Raw genomic sequence first — 16,311 nt, forward strand, 5'->3', positions numbered from 1 at the left:
ACTCTTGATGAAAAGACTTATTATGAATTTTGATATCGATGCACTGAAACACCACCAATTGGTCGAAGATGGTAAATTAGAGGGATGTTACATTCATCAGCCAGCTCAAGTTAGCCAACACAATGACAAAGCTGTTTTGGCAGAGCGCCAAGCATTGGAAAAGCTGGGATATAAGGTAATACAGGTTAAAGCTAAAGGCGGGACAACAACGTTTGCCGAGGCGATGCAAAAGCTTGCGAAGGAAACTGGTCACCTGCCTAAGGAGTAAGTGAGTGTAACCTGCCACAGCCTTACAAGTTCTCCCACCAGACTATTTTTTCATTCAAAAGAGCCAGACCGTTAGGCTGACTCTTTTTTGCCCCAAAACAAACTGGAATAAATACTCTACAAAATTTGGTTCGTACGTTTTACCCTACGAAAAGTTATCCGATTGAATGTAACTCAACACTATTGAGCCTTCATTGTGCTTGTTTGATTAGTCAAACTGCCTATTTGATTGGTTAAATCATCATGCAATCTTGTTGGGGATGATAAATCACTGAAAATATTGTTATTATCCTTTTTATTTATCAGTAAAACCGACTCCCATGAGATATGAATCCTCTCCTGTAGCCCCAGAAGAAAGACAAGAAACCACTAGAGAACGAGCAGCACGTCAACGCCGAGAACGTCAGGAAGAGCTGAGATCTACCGCGAGCGATGAGAAACGATGGACTGAAAATAGAGAGCGCGTTCTTGCTGAACGCAAAGCGGACCAACAAGCTTACGACCTAACAGAAAAAGAATGGAACGATGATTTACAAAAGCAAGCTAAAGAATATCAGTGGGACACCTCTCAACAAGAGAACGTGAGTATTGCGGTACTGACTGTTGAAGAAGGTAACGAGTATTTAGACTTGCTCATCAAAGACTCGCATGGACAACTTTCGAACGGCAAGGACTACACTGGCGTAGGCATGGGGCTTAAAGGCGCTTATGAGGTCGCTAAAGAGCTTGGCGCTTGGGGGGCAACCGCTAAAGCTGTCAATATCAATGGTGTAATGAATATTGTGGTTGAGAACTACAAGCCTAAATATTTAGACCTAGGTATCCGTTGGCAAGAAGCAACACCACAAATGCTTAAAATTGGTCATGCTCTAAATACTGTTCAAGGCAATGTCAGTTTCTTGAAAGGCAACATCTATGTTGAACTTGTGTTTAGTGGTGCGGTTAATGCGGTTGACTACATTCTACATGATGAAAAAACGCTAGGTGAAGTGGTCGGCCAATTTACAGCGGATATATCTAAGGGCATTGCCGCAGGAGTTATCGCTCAAGGAATAACTATTCTGGGAGTCGCAACATTAAGTACGGTACTTGTTGTGCCAACCGCTCTAACACTTGGTATTTTCGCTGTTACTGCGTTTATTGTAGGAAAGGAAATATCTAAACTAGATGACCAATTTAAATTCACGGAACCGATGAAGAATCAAGTAGAGAAAACTATTAATGATTTCTAATGAAAAATTTAACCGAAGACTAAAGATAAAGCGTTGGCTTAAAGTGATGGCTAGTTGGCCTCTTATGGTTTTTATGGTGTGGTTGAGCTACAGCTCAATTAATGAGTTAATTAGCATTAACAACTCAATCGGTATCATTCCTAAAGTAAAACTAGCAGGTTTAGTGAACAATGTTGCTTCTTTTGTAGGCCTTCTAATATTTGGTTTTATAGCGATCATTCCCATAGCTATGCTACACAGGTCAACAGAACTATTACTAAAAGTACCATTTTCGACAAAAACAGGGCTATATTCTATAGCGATAATAGTATTAAGTTCTATTGCCTCTGCCATATGGTTAGATAACAACACGAGAGAAAAAATAAAGCAATATGACTATATTGAATGTACTTCTGAACAAGAACTTACATTAAAATCCTCAAGTCGGACGTATGTTTTAGACCCTAGTTCGTGCGATTAAATCACCTTTCAAGCTCTTGGCACAAGCACCCTGCTAGCGTATGTACATGTCATGCGCTAGCTCTCAATACTTGAAGTTATCCATTAGTTGCTAATATTCTATTTGTCGTAACGCATTTTTGTCCAATTATAAGCTATAGGGTTTTCTCAAGCTGTATTTTGCTTTACAGGAGTCAGAATGCCTGACTCCTTTTCACTTTGCTTGTCGTGAGCTTTACCATCTTGGTCGTAGAGTATTGGTTACCGAAACCATTAACTCATGTTAGTGAAAGGAAATTCCTGAACCCTATAGTGCTTCTTTCACCAATCTTCTGTTTGGCCCATTATTTCTAACATCCAGACGCGAAATAGCATAAGATACACGGCCTTTACTAGCACTGAGCCACTCATCGTAATGACAGATAAAACACAGCAAGCGACATTTGCCGACCTTGGCCTGATTCCAACCTTAGTCGAGCGACTAGAAGCGTTGGAATACAGCCAACCGACGCCCATTCAATCCCGTTCTATTCCTGATATCCTTGAAGGGAAAGATATTATTGGTGGTGCCAATACGGGGTCTGGTAAAACCGCTGCTTTTTCGCTGCCAATCTTGCAAAAAATTGTTCAGCAAGACGAATCAAACAATCGCCGTGGCAACTTCGTTTCCCACCTGATTTTAGTACCTACTCGTGAGTTGGCATCACAGGTGGCATATAACGTCAAATCTTACTCATACCATCTCAGAGATAAGATCAAAACGGTTGCCGTATTTGGTGGTGTATCGGTGAACCCACAAATGCTGGCGCTTCGTGGTGGCTGTGACATCATTGTTGCAACGCCGGGTCGATTACTTGATCTGGTATCCAGTAACGCGATTAAGTTGGACCAAGTAAAAACGCTTGTTCTTGACGAAGCCGACCGTATGTTGAGCCTCGGATTTACCGAAGAACTGAATAAGATTCTTGCGTTACTCCCAGAGAAGAAACAGACGCTGTTATTTTCTGCAACTTTCCCTGATAAAGTGACGACGTTGGCTCAGCAGTTGCTCCGCGACCCTGTTGAAGTTCAGTTGCAGAGCGCAGAAGCCAGCACTTTGGTGCAGCGCGTGTTTAGTGTAAATAAAGGTGAGAAGACGGCGGTACTCGCGCACTTAATCAAACAGCATCAGTGGCGACAGACTCTGATTTTTGTGAATGCTAAGAATGTCTGTAACCATTTAGCTCAAAAGCTGTCAAAACGCGGTATTACCGCTGAAGTTTTCCATGGTGATAAAGGGCAGGGCGCTCGTACTCGTGTCCTTGACGGTTTTAAGTCTGGCGAGATTCAAGTTCTTATTGCCACTGATATCGCAGCACGCGGCCTTGATATTGAAAAACTTCCAGTGGTGATTAACTTCGATCTTCCGCGTAGCCCTGCTGATTACATGCATCGAATCGGTCGTAGTGGTCGTGCTGGTGAAGTAGGTTTAGGATTATCTCTTATCGATTACGACGACTACCACCATTTCAAAGTGATAGAAAAGAAAAATAAGTTCCAACTTGAACGTGAGCAGGTAGTCGGTTTTGAAGTGGAAGACGATCAGAGTGAAGCCTACTTTTTACCAATGAAGCCGCGAGCGAAGCCGGCAGGTACGGGTAAAAAGAAGAAAAAGCGTAATCAATAGAAAACGTAAACTACATGTGAGTTTACTTACGGGAGTTGTTAGAGAAAAGGAATGCTCACTAGCTTGAGTCTTCGCTTCTAGCCATTCCTTTAAAGAACAATAGAGCCCTGCTGGAGCTACCAGTAGGGCTCTATTGCTTTTCAAGATAGTGTTATTGGCGACGAGCAGGGCGTCCGCGAGGTGAACGCTTTTTAAATGCAGACGCTGCTTTGGCTTGTGACTTAAGAATAGAGTCAACGGTTAGCGGCATTGGCTCTTTAGGTTCAAGGCCATGAGGGAACGTACGAGCTCTTGGCGGTAAGTTGTATTCTTCTTCGCTCGCGCGTGGCATGCGCTTAAAGCGATAAAGGTAAAAGTTTTCTAATTTTTCTCTCGCCCATTCGGTTTTCTTTAAATACTTCACGCTACTTGCAATCGAAGGCTTAGTGTTAAAGCAATTAAAACGCATTGCTGTATCTAGAATGTCCCAGCCGTAAAAATCCACTAACTCTTGCAACATAGTCTCTAGCTTTAACCCGTGCAGTGGATTGTTCTGTTGCAGCTCGATTCTCTCTTCGTCAGTCATCATTTTTAAGGGCCTTACTCATTAAAGGGCGGAGTTTAACAAAGTATACAATGCAGAGATATCTATAGTTACTTTGCGATGGATGCGAGCACAGTGATCTCTACCTTGAAAGTATAAATCGGAATTGGCCGTTCTACTTGGCTCTCTGCTCAAAAATGACTCATAAAAGTTCAAGCGTCCTAGTTCGATGTTAAATTATTGTATAATAAGTGAGATTTTTGTTGTTCTTTTACTAATGTCTAATATTCCTACCCATAGCAACACATGCTTAATAAGCTCAAAATCAAAATTCGTTCATGCCGCTTTCTTAGTATGGCCTAGAAGTTTGATGTGGGTGTTGTCTCGTATTGGTCGAAGGCCTGTCTACCAAGCGAAACTCTAGTTGACGTAGTTCAACGTTGAAACATAAAAGGATGACTCAATGTCTGACAAAAGTAAGACTTTTTACAGGGATGTGCGCAAAAAACCGCATGAATTTGAAAACCGAGAAGACTTTCTAAATCATGATTTAACCGTTATGAGCTTCCGTCGCTGGGGAATTCATTTGCCCTCACGTGATTACAGTATTGAAATCGAAGACTGGGTACCGGCATTAGCAGCAACCATTGGTAAAGTGGTTATGGTCACTGCCATGGTTTCCGCTTTTGCTGCTCAGTTTGGTTTATCTCCGGAATTCATTGCAGAAAACGTGCGTTACGAATTACTTATCGCTGGAGCCCTGTTCGTCATTCTGTTTTCTGCCATCCTAAACCCGAATGCAAACTTAGCGGGAACCCATGGCCCAATGATACCGCTGATTCCTATGATTGCAGCTGCAGGAGGGCACCCTCTCGCGCTAGGTTTGATGGTATGTGTTTTTGGGTTAATTCTCGCCTTAACCAAAGGTGGCTCTAAACTCATGACTCTGACTGGTATCGGGGTTCGAGGAGGGTTGTTGATCTACCTTGGTGCTGTTGGGTTGCTCGGGCAAATTAATAAGACGGAAGCGTGGGCTGCAAGTACGGACCAAGGTTACATTTCGTTTGTGGTCATAGGCCTAACCGTTATGGTTTACGCTTACTTAGCCAAGGTCAATAAACGTTGGCTCGCTATCCCGCTGTGTTCGGCACTCGCGGGTATTGTTGCTTATATGATGGGGGCGGAATTCACTTTTACTACTGAGCCCGGCCTACCTAATTTCAGTCCATTTTATTGGTGGGGTGAAAATACTGGTTGGCAACTAGGCTGGCCAACCCTAGAGCACTTTATTGCCGTGACTCCATTTGCTCTACTGGCAGTCGCTATGTGGTCCCCTGATTATCTCGGCCATCGTGTGTTTCAAGAACTTAACTACCCGAAAGAAGCGAAAGGCGTACTAATGGATGTCGATGACACGATGGTCGGAGCATCTGTTCGTCAGGGGGTTGGTTCACTCTTAGGGGGCGGAAACCTAGCTTCTTCTTGGGGAACGTACATGATTCCTGCCGCAATTGCCAAGCGTCCTATTCCAGGTGGCGCTCTGTTGACGGGTTTCATGTGTATTGCGGCGGCGGTAATTGGCTACCCAATGGATCTAGCAATGTGGGAACCTGTTCTGCGCGTTGCTTTGATTGTGGGTGTATTCTTACCACTTCTTGAAGCGGGTATGCAGATGATCCATAAGCATAAAGATTCACTCAGTGCAGGTATCTGTATTTTTGCCTGTGCATTCGTTAATCCAGTCTTCGGTTGGGCAATCACGATGCTGTTGGATAACCTCGGGCTTATCGGCGACCATGAGCGTGCTAACGAACTATCGCGCAAAGATAAATATCTGATTCCTGGCACTGCGTTTATCGTTTGTGCAGGCTCCCTTGCTATTGTTGGTCAGCTTCCAGGCATTCCAGCTCTTATCGGTTAATCGAATTATGCTCTAAAGGTATAGTGAGAGCAGTGAGTAAAGGGGCTTGCTTCTTAAAATAGTAGACAAAAACAAAAAGCTACCTAGTACCAGGTAGCTTTTTGCATGTAGGGTTAGGCTACGGAGTTAGGCTATATGAGTGATTCAATGCCGTATTTTGCGCCGTAGTGTTCAACGACAAAATCAATGTCTTTGTCACCACGGCCTGATAAGTTGATCAAAATCGAGCCGGTTTCTCCTTGCTGCGCGAGTTTAATTGCGTAAGCGACAGCGTGTGAGGATTCAATAGCAGGGATTATTCCCTCTTCACGAGACAGCTCAAAGAAGGCATCAATCGCTTCGTCATCACTGATTGAGCCGTAATTGACACGGCCAATGTCTTTTAAGTAACTATGCTGAGGCCCAACCGATGGGTAATCCAAGCCACTTGCTACAGAGTACACTTCCTGAGGTTCGCCTTGCGCATCTTTAAGCATGTAAGACTTAAATCCGTGCATGATACCTGGCTCACCGAGTGCGAGTGTTGCAGCATGCTCGCCAACTTTTTGCAAAGAGCGGCCCGCAGGTTCAACGCCGTGAATGGCGACTTGTTCATCCTCTAAGAAAGCAGTAAATAGCCCCATCGCGTTAGAACCACCTCCAACGCATGCGACGAGATTATTGGGTAACTTGCCGGTCATTTCTTTGAATTGAACTCGTGCTTCGTTACCGATAATTGATTGGAAATCTCTCACCATTTTAGGGAATGGGTGAGGGCCAACGACAGAGCCTATCGCATAAAGTTGTGTATCAGGATCTTTCAGATAAGCTTCGAATGCAGAATCTACCGCTTCTTTGAGGGTTTTGCGCCCATGAGTGGCAGGAATGACATTAGCACCAAGGATTCTCATGCGGACGACATTCGGATGCTCTTTGGCGATATCAACTTCACCCATGTAAATGTCGCATTTCAAGCCAACCAATGCCGCGGCTGTAGCAAGCGCAACACCGTGTTGCCCTGCGCCAGTTTCTGCAATTAGTTTCTTCTTACCCATCTTTTTAGCGAGAATGGCTTCCCCTAAGCAGTGGTTAATTTTATGTGCGCCTGTATGGTTTAAGTCTTCGCGCTTTAGGTAGATGTCTGCTCCGTATTTTTTAGACAAGTTTTCCGCATGGAAGATTGGGCTAGGTCGTCCAACAAAGTGCTTATACAGGCGAGCGAGTTCCGCTTTAAATTCAGGATCTTTGCTGCATTCCTCATAAGCTGCGTTGATGTCATGCATGATTTGTTCAAGCTCAGGTGGAACAAAGCTACCACCGTATTCACCAAAGTATCCTTCTTCGTTGGGCATAGTGAGATCAAACGAGTTTTTCATTATTTACATCCTAGTTAACGAAAGTATTGATACTTTTATACCCAAAATTTAGAAGTGGTTGTGTGATCAGTTGCTTAAATCAGAGTTCGCGATCTAGTGCACTAGTTAAAAAGTACAGCTTGTGTAGGGGATAATAGTTGTGATGTAGAATCAGGTGGTTTGAATAGATGCAAAAAAGCCTCGAGAGATCCTAGGCTGTCATAAGAACCTCTCGAGGCAAACAGAATGCTGGAAATACACTCTGCGATGGTGTCTGGAAACAAAAATTAGATTCGTTTCCTTTGTCAGATATTAGGGTTTTAGAATGAGTCGATGTCAGCGAAATATCACAAGTTAATTGCGGTATTAAAAGCTTATTTTTTATTTTTGATTAATGGATTAGAAAGTAACCTAAAACAGGCTAACCTACCGCGTGTTCCGCGTCTTTTAAGTTGGACATGATCTTTCTTTGTCTCGAATTGGCGTCTTTAACCAACACGTGCACTTTAGCTCCTAAAGTAAACGTGGCGCTCTGGCTGGAAATTTTTTGTTTGACTGCATCAAATTCGAACTCACCATTTTGGAAACTTGATAAAGGAATGAGACCTTCGGTTCGGTTCCTCTAACTCAACAAATACCCCGAAGTGTGTGACTTCACACGCTGTCCCTATGAAGTGTTGTCCGATAAATGGCTTCATGTAATGACATTTCAGTGCAAACTCAACCTCTCAGCTAGGGATTATGTGCTCGTAGTTATTAGAATTTATTGATTGAGCAGATATATTTAATTTCATTTTTTCTCTTATATTCGCCAATCGCTTTTATTTTATAAACTTTATTTTTATGAGCAAAGCATGAGGCGAAGTGATTCAGATATGAATGAGATTAATTTAATTCCAAACTGGAATTGCAAGGTAGGTTGTGTGATTACCTAAAGATGTATACCAAAGTGACTTTATTGAAAGTGATTAATGATGGTGTGGGAGAGGTAAGTGATTTGGCTATATAAATTTAGATAGAGAATAGTAAGGGCAGTAACAAGTGGAAGGGGATTGTGGCACCAACAACATTGATGCCACACAAAGAATTACAGAGCAGTTACTTCAGCTGCTTGTAAACCTTTGTTACCTTGTTCAACAACGAACGATACTTTTTGGCCTTCAGTAAGAGTTTTGAAGCCTTCAGAAACAATAGAACGGAAGTGAACGAATACGTCATCACCGCCATTGTCTTGAGAAATAAAACCAAAACCTTTAGTTTCGTTGAACCATTTTACTGAACCAGTTAATTTATTAGACATAGATACCTCTATATTTGATTGTTTTAAATATTGAATTTTTAGCTAATATCAAGTGCTACTATATGATTTTAGAGATAACTATTTTGTCGCAGGAACGTAAACGAGGAATTCGATGTGGAACTGAGAGAAACTTTGATCTTTAATTACATTAATAGCTCTTTCCGTAAGAGCTGATGTGCAGTATACCGACAAAATTAATAAAGGCTAGCCTTTTCTTTTTTATTTTTTGAGTACACCAAGCGCATTGCTTTCAAAGCATACGCTTGGTGTATAAGACGGCGTGATGTTATAGGTGGCGTCGAGCGCTTAGTGTTTTCTGGTTGGGCCGTTACGAACGATGTCTTTACCATTGTCATATACGTGCTGCGAAACCCAGCGGCCAAGGAGCAATTGGTGCTTTTCTCCTAATACGGCAACAAATGGACGGCCATCGGTATTAGAGGTGGCTAGCGCAACGCCTGTGACACCTTCAAGGCCTAGAGCGCCGCTTTCTACTAAATGCAGAAATGCCTCCAACTCTTCAATCGTTTCGATTACATGGTTATCAATATTCATTGTATTCAATCTCTTCGAATTGCATTGCGGTCGCGTACTCTACCTAAGTTAAGCGTGGAAACCAAGCTTCTACGTGCGTCATGTAATGAGAGAACCTTGCCTTGCCACTAATCATCAATAAGTTAGTCTCGATAGTCCGGAACTTGCCTAGATTCAATGAGGCAGAAAACACTCTCTGGTTAGACATGAGTCACATAATGTTGTCTGGTTTATCTCATCAATACTTTTGCTATTGGATGGGGTGAAGGGGAGTGCAATAATTTGTAAAACTCTTTTCCTAAAGGCTGTTATGAAGAAAGTCCTGATTACCGGTTTTGAACCTTTTGGTGGTGACGCCATTAACCCCGCCTTAGAAGCGGTCAAGCAATTAGAGGCTGCGGCCATAAAAGGCGGTGTGATAGTTACTTGCCCAGTCCCCGTAGCTCGATACGACTCGGTGAAAGTCGTTATTGAAGCAATAGAAGCGCACCAGCCAGACTGTGTGATTACTGTAGGGCAAGCGGCCGGGCGTAGCGCGATAACCCCAGAGCGTGTCGCAATTAATGTCGATGATTTTCGTATTCCAGATAACGTTGGTTATCAACCGATTGATGAACCCGTGGTGGCTGAGGGTCCTGATGCTTACTTCTCGACACTACCGATAAAGCGTGTTGTGCAAACGTTGCAAACGCAGGGTATACCTAGCCAGATTTCCAACAGTGCTGGAACATTTGTATGTAACCATCTCTTTTATGGGATCCAACATTACTTGAAAGACAATCCGATTCGTCACGGGTTTGTTCATATTCCATTATTGCCAGAACAAGCAGCAGATGGCAGTCAGCCTTCTATGTCTTTGGACATGATAGTCGAAGGACTAAAGCTGGTGGCGCAAGTTTGTATTGCCAATGATAGCGATATCCTGGTAAGCGGTGGAACGATTTGCTAGTAAGTGTTTTAAAATTCAGTAAGTGTTTGAAAGATAATGATAAGCTCGTCGTTTGATGTCGTAGTAAATGTTAGCTTCGTCAAATTTCACAAGTAGCGAAAGGAGTAGCATTGAATAGTCAGGTTGGATGTTGTTCCAAACTGGCATTCCTCTAGTACAGGAGGTGTTAGGGGGCTAACTTTACGAAAGGCGAGTTATTATGAAAAGCAACAAAAGTAAGTCAATCGCACTTATCTCTGTCGCTGTTTTCGCATTGGCTATTGCTGCGCTTAAATTCGAAAACACGCTCGGAGTTCTTCCCATCGTAGTCGCTATTATCGCGTTTTTTACTTGCGTTATTTATACCAGTAGATACCTGTCTGATATGAAGCGTTCAGAGTTGATAAGTCAACCCAAACAAGCTCGAAAAATGTGTGCCAACGCATCACGCAATGAGCTTGATGCGTGCGATAAAAAGCGTTGAAGCGAGTCACATTCTCCGTATACTTTGCTGGAGCATTAATGCACTAACGTGTCGGAGATAAGCATGTCAAATCGAGTACCAACCAACATACTGACCGGATTTCTGGGTGTCGGTAAAACGACCACGATTTTAAATCTACTGAAGAACAAACCGGAAAAAGAAAACTGGGCGGTTTTGGTCAATGAATTTGGTGAGATTGGCATCGACGGTGCATTGATGACCGACCAAGGCGCGCTGATTAAAGAAGTGCCGGGTGGTTGTATGTGCTGCACTGCGGGTGTGCCGATGTCGGTAGGTATCACCGCATTATTGCGTCAAAAACCGGACCGTTTATTGATTGAGCCGACAGGCCTTGGTCATCCAAAACAGGTTATCGCGACGCTTACCTCACAGCAGTATGAACCTTACGTTGATCTTAAAGCGACGATTGCCTTGGTTGATCCGCGTAACTTAAGTGATGAAAAGTATCGTTCTAACCAAAACTTCGTGGACCAGTTAGACAGTGCAGATGTGGTTATTGGTAGTAAGGTTGACCTATGTTCCAGCCACGATCTTGATGTGTTTAATGACTGGGTGACGGACCAATCCCCTTCAAAAGTATTCAGTAAGCTTATTCATGACGGTGAGTTACCGATAGAAGTCTTGGATATCGAACGGGTTTACGGCAGCGCTTCTTCCCATATCGAGTCACATCATCATGACCATGCTCACCAAGAGCCTCAATTCCAGTTGGCGCCTGGTGAAGCCTTTGTGCGCAAAGAGAACAAAGGGCAGGGTTATTTTAGTTGTGGGTGGTTGTTTGGGGCAGAGTATAAGTTTGATTTTGAAAAGCTTTTCTCTATGCTTTCGGACTTGACCGCAGAGCGTGTTAAAGCGGTGGTCAATACGGATCAAGGTTGTTACGCGTTTAATGTTGCAAACCGAGTCGTTTCGGTGAATGAAATCAGCTTAGAAGGGTTTGAATCACGATTAGAAGTGATAGATTCTCAGCTGTTGCCATGGGATGAGCTTGAGCGAATTCTCCTTCAGTTATCTGGCATCAAACATTAAATCGCGCAAAGGTTAAACGGAAACGGTGAGCCAGCAATCTGTCTGCGTTCGCCGTTTTTGCTTTTGTAGCGTTTCAATGAGAAAAGTGAGATAAATCACTCAAATTCGGGTATAGTGCACGGCTAAATTTTTAAAGCTATTTTTAGTGGTTTGTTTAAGGAATACGCTCAATGTCATTTTCATCTCAAGGTTTTGCGCCAGAAGTGGTTAAAGCACTGGCAGAATGCGGTTATGAAAAGTTAACGCCAATTCAACAGAAGGCGATTCCAATGGCTCGCAAAGGCCATGATATTTTCGCTACAGCACAAACAGGTACTGGTAAAACGGCTGCGTTTTCTCTGCCTATGATTCAGCAGTTGCTAGACAGTAACCGTAGCGCTTCTCGTAAGACTGCTCGCGCACTTATCTTGGCTCCAACTCGTGAGCTTGCTGAACAAATTGCTGACAACATCAAAGCTTACACGAAGTACACGAACCTGTCTGTGGCCGCGATTTTCGGTGGCCGTAAAATGTCTTCTCAAGTAACGGCATTAGAAAACGGTGTAGATATCCTAGTGGCTACACCTGGTCGATTGGAAGAGCACATTGAACAAGGTAATGTCTCGGTCGCACACTTAGAGTTTTTAGTGTTTGATGAAGCAGACCGTATCTTGGACATGGGCTTTATTCACGCAGTACGTAAGATTATGCTAGATGTGGATACTGATCCGCAAATTATGATGTTTTCTGCAACGACTTCGAGCCAACTAAATCTGTTAGCAAAAGATATCCTGCGTAAGCCTAAGCGTATTGAAGTTGAGCGAGCGAATACGACAGCACAGACAGTTGCTCACGTGTTATATCCAGTTGATCAAGAGCGAAAAACGGAACTGCTTTCGGAGCTGATTGGTCGTAAGAACTGGAAACAAGTGTTGGTATTTGTGAACTACAAAGAGACCGCAAACGACGTTGTAAAAGAGTTGAAACTTGATGGCATCAAAGCGGTGGTTTGTCATGGTGACCGTGCTCAAAGTGCTCGTCGTCGTGCGTTAGAAGAGTTCAAGTCCGGTAAAGCACGTGTCATGGTGGCTACCGATGTCGCTGCTCGAGGTCTAGATATTGAAGATTTACCTCACGTTGTGAACTATGACATGCCTTTCCTAGCGGAAGATTACGTTCACCGAATTGGTCGTACAGGCCGTGCAGGTAAACAAGGTCATGCCGTTTCATTTGTAAATCGAGATGAAGAGCTCACGGTTGTTCAGGTTGAAAATCTAATCCAGCAACGCATTCGCCGTATTGAGCTTGCAGGCTATGAACCAAAACAGCGTGAATCTTACATTGAAAAGCTGCACTCAAAACCAGCGTTTAAGAATCGTCAAGGTCGTCGTAATAACCCGAACCAGTCGGCAACAGACCAAGGGTCGGCAGAGCGTCGTCTTGCTATGGTGAAGCGCCTGAAAGCGCGTCGTGGCGCAAAGTAAATTACACAGTCTGTGTGAAAAGAGCCCCTCAATTGAGGGGCTTTTTTTGTTTTGTCGTTTCGCGTTAATTTAGGCCAAGCATATTTGGCTCACCACGATAAATAATGCGATCGTTTCCTCGGTGAATACCAAACGTAACTGTAACAGGTGGATTTTCCTCTTCACTTGTCGTGTTATCCCAATCGTATTTCAGCCAAGGGATGCGATTACCTGAGCCGTCTAAATCCAGGTGGAATTGTATTTGCTCGCGTGCTGAGTCAATTTGGCTTGCAACGATATCGGTCATCCTGCCAACATGCATTGTCCCAACTCCAGAAAGCATGGCGTTGTTTGCAGGCGCATTCGACCAAATTGGCGTGCTGAAGTAATATTCACCATTCGCCGTCGTTGAACTGTCATCGAAGTTAGTCGTAAATCGACCGTTTTGCCAAGTTTCTACAGCAAGTGGCACTTTGAACACCATGCCTTGGTTGCCACCTACATCTTGAAAGTTCAAACGACCGAATCGAATGTCCGGTTGTTGAGTGAGCATTTCGCTGTTATCAAAGAAATTTACCTCATCAACGGCTTTAGTCGTGACTATACCTATTTTGCTGCTGTCACTGTTAGTCCCTTTATTAAATGGGCCATCAGGATATTGCTTATCTGTCGTGTTCTTTTTCCAGCATGGGCTATTGTTACAAGTCGCATTGGTCGAGGGCTTCTCTATAACAAACGTTCCAACACTCGCGCTACCCAGTAGTTTCCAGTCTACCTTCTTAGGCTTAGGCGGCAAAAACCGATCGGAGTATGAGCTTAGCTCGCCTAAATCGAAATGTTGTTGAAGGTTAGACGAAAAGTGGACGTAATTCTTCACGTTTTCCTTATTCGCATTGAGTGCGACAACATCGTAAGTGACTTTCTCAAAAGGTTGATTCATGTAGGCAAAAGTTTGGCCATGTGGGTAGTGCCATTCTTGGTCTTGCACTTGAAAATATTTTGGGGAAAAACGACCAACGTAACGATAGCCTTCGTTCACAGTCATACCTAGATATTTACTTTCTAGGTTTGCTTTTACTCTCAAGCTCCCGACTTCTTCCCAATATAATCCATTAAAGACGAATTGATCATTCTTGGCTGAATTATGCGCCTGAGCCAGTGAGTCACTACTTTTTAGCAATTTTGAGGTTTGGTTCGCTGTCTCTGATGGCGTATGTTGCTCACTCGACAAGACAACCGATGCTGCTGGAGCGTCATCAAGCGTAAAATTACGGGTGATAGAAGCATCACAATAGCGTGCTGATTCAACAGACCCACTTACAGAGCCGTCAGGTTGCCAAATGATTGGTTTCACCGTTAGAGAGAAAAGTTCTCCGGCAGCAAGAAACCCTTCTCCTTGTTCAGAGGTGCCAGAAGGCAAAGCACGTTGGTTGTCACAAATAGCGAGTGTCCATGGTCGCGAGTGCACATTAAATGTTCCTCTCACTTCCACTTTGCCTTTTTCTGGGCACTCTTCAAATCCCTCACATTCAAAATGATCGGACAGTGTCACTTCAAATATGCCGGATTCGTTCGTGATAAGGCCATGTTCAGACAAGCCATCTTCAAACTCTACTGAATAGCTAAAGTTTCCTTCACTTCCTCCTAATGGTTGAACCAATGGATGAAAAACTTTAGGCGTACCATTGTAGTTGCTTGCTACTACAGGTTCGCCGTTGGTGGCACAAGCAAGTAATCGCGTATGCACGTTTTCTGGCTTACCTGCAATAACGTGTATTTCGTTTAAAGCGGTGCTTTTCGCCTTTGAGTAGGCCTCAAACATAAATGGTGTAAACATAAAGCTAACAGTTTGATGCTTGCTCGTGTCTTTCGCCATAGTGAAAGTCAGCGTGTAGTTAGTACCTAACGCGATGGTATCAATATCGTTCGGGACCACTCGAACAACAAGTTCACCATTCTCGTCAGATATAAATTGGTTTGCTCCTAATGTCTGATGACCTTTAACCACCTCTAAAGTGAATAAGTCAGGGTGTGATAGGACAGCACTGACTTCTGCCCTTACAACTTCTCCATTATTGGTTGTTGTTACTGTAAATTGCGGAAGATCGTCGCCGCACATCAGTGCCATGTCGTCCGATGGTGTGACGCTGAGGTTTAAGTCGTTCTCCGATGGAGGCTGCATGCTGCAATTCGGAACATCTTGAGGGGTGATTGGACAGATTTGGGAAGAGTAGTGACAATCAGCCTCGCCCAATCCACAGTATTGCGTGTATTTGTTGTCTTGTGCTTTCGTTTGCGCACTTCCTGGCGTTTGTTGGATTTCACCACAAACTTGACTAGGCTGATTTGGAGCGTTGTTGAAGTTCAATGTTTGGAAGTATTTAATTGCTGCGGTGGAACTATAGAATGAGCCACTTAATGTAGCTGACGATCCTACAGATTCAGCTGTACCATAGATCGATATATCTTTTATAATCAGAGAGTTGTGCGCAGAAACATCACCGACGACAAAATGGTCTTGTAAAGGATGGTTTGTTTTTAGGTGTAGTGTTTCGCCTTGTGATTCGACCTTACCACAGATGTTTGTATTAAATACATTGGTCGTGCTGTGTGTCGAAATATCACCAATAATGGTGTTGTACGTTCCATCAATGTGAAGTGTCGAACCTGTTAGCTTAATATTCCCGTCTATGAGAATGTTATGCAGCTTTGTTGGGTAAGCCGATAGAAGATCACCATAGATGACAGTGTGTTTGTTTTGGTAATCGTCAAGGTTTGAAGCCTTCTCATTGCTAACCGTTAATCCGGTAGCGAGGGCGTGGAGAGAGATACGCTTATTGGGTTCACCAATCGTATTGTTCCCCTCTAACACAATGCCATGAGCTGCTTCTAGCGTTATCTCTTTGTCCGGTAATGAGGAAACAATTTTGTCACCAGCGGGTAGGACTAGTTTCCCTGTACAGTGATAAGTCGTACCATCGCTTCCGATACTAAAATTCTTGTGTGAGCAAAGTTGACCTAACTCAGATAGATCTTTTACGTCATAAGTGGTGGCGTGTGAGGTTAGCGGTAAAAAAAGAACCGCAGCGAAAATACTGCAAAGACGCATCATCAAATGTCCTAAAAAAGTGGAACAAGATGGCATCAAGCGAGCGTGAGCAAGTGCTCACTGAAATTGGAATAGCTGCGGTA

General features: G+C 43.5%; 14 protein-coding genes and 1 pseudogene. 9 read left to right on the forward strand and 6 right to left on the reverse strand.

What is annotated here, in order from left to right; translation table 11 throughout:
- Nucleotides 1-22 precede the first annotated feature (22 nt).
- The 4 genes from R7P80_RS16665 (at nt 23) to R7P80_RS16680 (ending at nt 3,603) form a co-directional block, all read left to right on the forward strand.
- On the forward strand, nt 23-268 hold the full coding sequence (locus tag R7P80_RS16665; protein WP_136976461.1) for a hypothetical protein: 246 nt from the start codon (nt 23-25) through the stop codon (nt 266-268).
- 319 nt (nt 269-587) lie between these two features.
- Nucleotides 588-1,499 carry a hypothetical protein gene (locus tag R7P80_RS16670; RefSeq protein ID WP_017821095.1) on the forward strand — a complete coding sequence of 304 codons (912 nt, stop codon included), beginning with the start codon at nt 588-590 and terminating at the stop codon, nt 1,497-1,499.
- The gene (locus R7P80_RS16675; protein ID WP_017821094.1) at nt 1,489-1,959 is read left to right on the forward strand and encodes a hypothetical protein; all 471 of its coding nucleotides are present in this window, start codon (nt 1,489-1,491) and stop codon (nt 1,957-1,959) included. The genes R7P80_RS16670 and R7P80_RS16675 overlap by 11 nt, the downstream gene beginning before the upstream one ends.
- A gap of 393 nt (nt 1,960-2,352) precedes the next feature.
- A complete protein-coding gene (locus R7P80_RS16680; protein WP_225491734.1) occupies nt 2,353-3,603 on the forward strand; it encodes a DEAD/DEAH box helicase in 1,251 nt (416 codons plus the stop codon).
- A gap of 151 nt (nt 3,604-3,754) precedes the next feature.
- Here the strand turns inward: R7P80_RS16680 and R7P80_RS16685 are convergent, their stop codons facing one another.
- Nucleotides 3,755-4,171 carry a VF530 family DNA-binding protein gene (locus R7P80_RS16685; protein ID WP_005375544.1) on the reverse strand — a complete coding sequence of 139 codons (417 nt, stop codon included), beginning with the start codon at nt 4,169-4,171 and terminating at the stop codon, nt 3,755-3,757.
- A 418-nt stretch (nt 4,172-4,589) separates the two neighbouring features.
- Between R7P80_RS16685 and R7P80_RS16690 the strand changes: the two genes are divergently transcribed.
- Nucleotides 4,590-6,047 (forward strand): DUF3360 domain-containing protein, encoded by a 1,458-nt coding sequence (locus R7P80_RS16690; protein ID WP_225491733.1) that lies wholly within the window; start codon nt 4,590-4,592, stop codon nt 6,045-6,047.
- 131 nt (nt 6,048-6,178) lie between these two features.
- Here R7P80_RS16690 and trpB read toward each other — a convergent pair whose 3' ends face one another.
- The 4 genes and pseudogenes from trpB to R7P80_RS16710 all read right to left on the reverse strand — a co-directional run bounded on the left by trpB (nt 6,179) and on the right by R7P80_RS16710 (nt 9,236).
- Complete coding sequence (gene trpB / locus R7P80_RS16695; protein ID WP_213964130.1) at nt 6,179-7,402, reverse strand: tryptophan synthase subunit beta; 1,224 nt, start codon at nt 7,400-7,402, stop codon at nt 6,179-6,181.
- Between the two features lie 400 nt (nt 7,403-7,802).
- A pseudogene (locus R7P80_RS16700) lies at nt 7,803-8,109 on the reverse strand (S1 RNA-binding domain-containing protein); the annotation flags it as partial.
- A 359-nt stretch (nt 8,110-8,468) separates the two neighbouring features.
- The gene (locus tag R7P80_RS16705; RefSeq protein ID WP_005375644.1) at nt 8,469-8,681 is read right to left on the reverse strand and encodes a cold-shock protein; all 213 of its coding nucleotides are present in this window, start codon (nt 8,679-8,681) and stop codon (nt 8,469-8,471) included.
- 306 nt (nt 8,682-8,987) lie between these two features.
- Nucleotides 8,988-9,236: a hypothetical protein gene (locus R7P80_RS16710; protein ID WP_005375646.1), complete on the reverse strand. Its 249-nt coding sequence runs from the start codon at nt 9,234-9,236 to the stop codon at nt 8,988-8,990.
- A gap of 289 nt (nt 9,237-9,525) precedes the next feature.
- Between R7P80_RS16710 and pcp the strand changes: the two genes are divergently transcribed.
- From pcp to R7P80_RS16730, 4 genes are all read left to right on the forward strand, one after another.
- The gene (gene pcp / locus R7P80_RS16715) at nt 9,526-10,164 is read left to right on the forward strand and encodes a pyroglutamyl-peptidase I (protein ID WP_138940367.1); all 639 of its coding nucleotides are present in this window, start codon (nt 9,526-9,528) and stop codon (nt 10,162-10,164) included.
- Nucleotides 10,165-10,363: 199 nt separating this feature from the next.
- Nucleotides 10,364-10,627 (forward strand): hypothetical protein, encoded by a 264-nt coding sequence (locus R7P80_RS16720; RefSeq protein WP_171342534.1) that lies wholly within the window; start codon nt 10,364-10,366, stop codon nt 10,625-10,627.
- A 63-nt stretch (nt 10,628-10,690) separates the two neighbouring features.
- Nucleotides 10,691-11,677, forward strand: a complete 987-nt coding sequence (locus R7P80_RS16725) for a CobW family GTP-binding protein (protein WP_213964131.1) — start codon at nt 10,691-10,693, stop codon at nt 11,675-11,677.
- Between the two features lie 170 nt (nt 11,678-11,847).
- A complete protein-coding gene (locus R7P80_RS16730; RefSeq protein ID WP_025768979.1) occupies nt 11,848-13,140 on the forward strand; it encodes a DEAD/DEAH box helicase in 1,293 nt (430 codons plus the stop codon).
- 64 nt (nt 13,141-13,204) lie between these two features.
- Here the strand turns inward: R7P80_RS16730 and R7P80_RS16735 are convergent, their stop codons facing one another.
- Nucleotides 13,205-16,231 carry a polymer-forming cytoskeletal protein gene (locus R7P80_RS16735; RefSeq protein WP_225491732.1) on the reverse strand — a complete coding sequence of 1,009 codons (3,027 nt, stop codon included), beginning with the start codon at nt 16,229-16,231 and terminating at the stop codon, nt 13,205-13,207.
- Between the last annotated feature and the right edge of the window lie 80 nt (nt 16,232-16,311).

Source organism: Vibrio sp. 2092 (genome assembly GCF_033339635.1).
Classification (GTDB): Bacteria; Pseudomonadota; Gammaproteobacteria; order Enterobacterales; family Vibrionaceae; genus Vibrio; species Vibrio alginolyticus.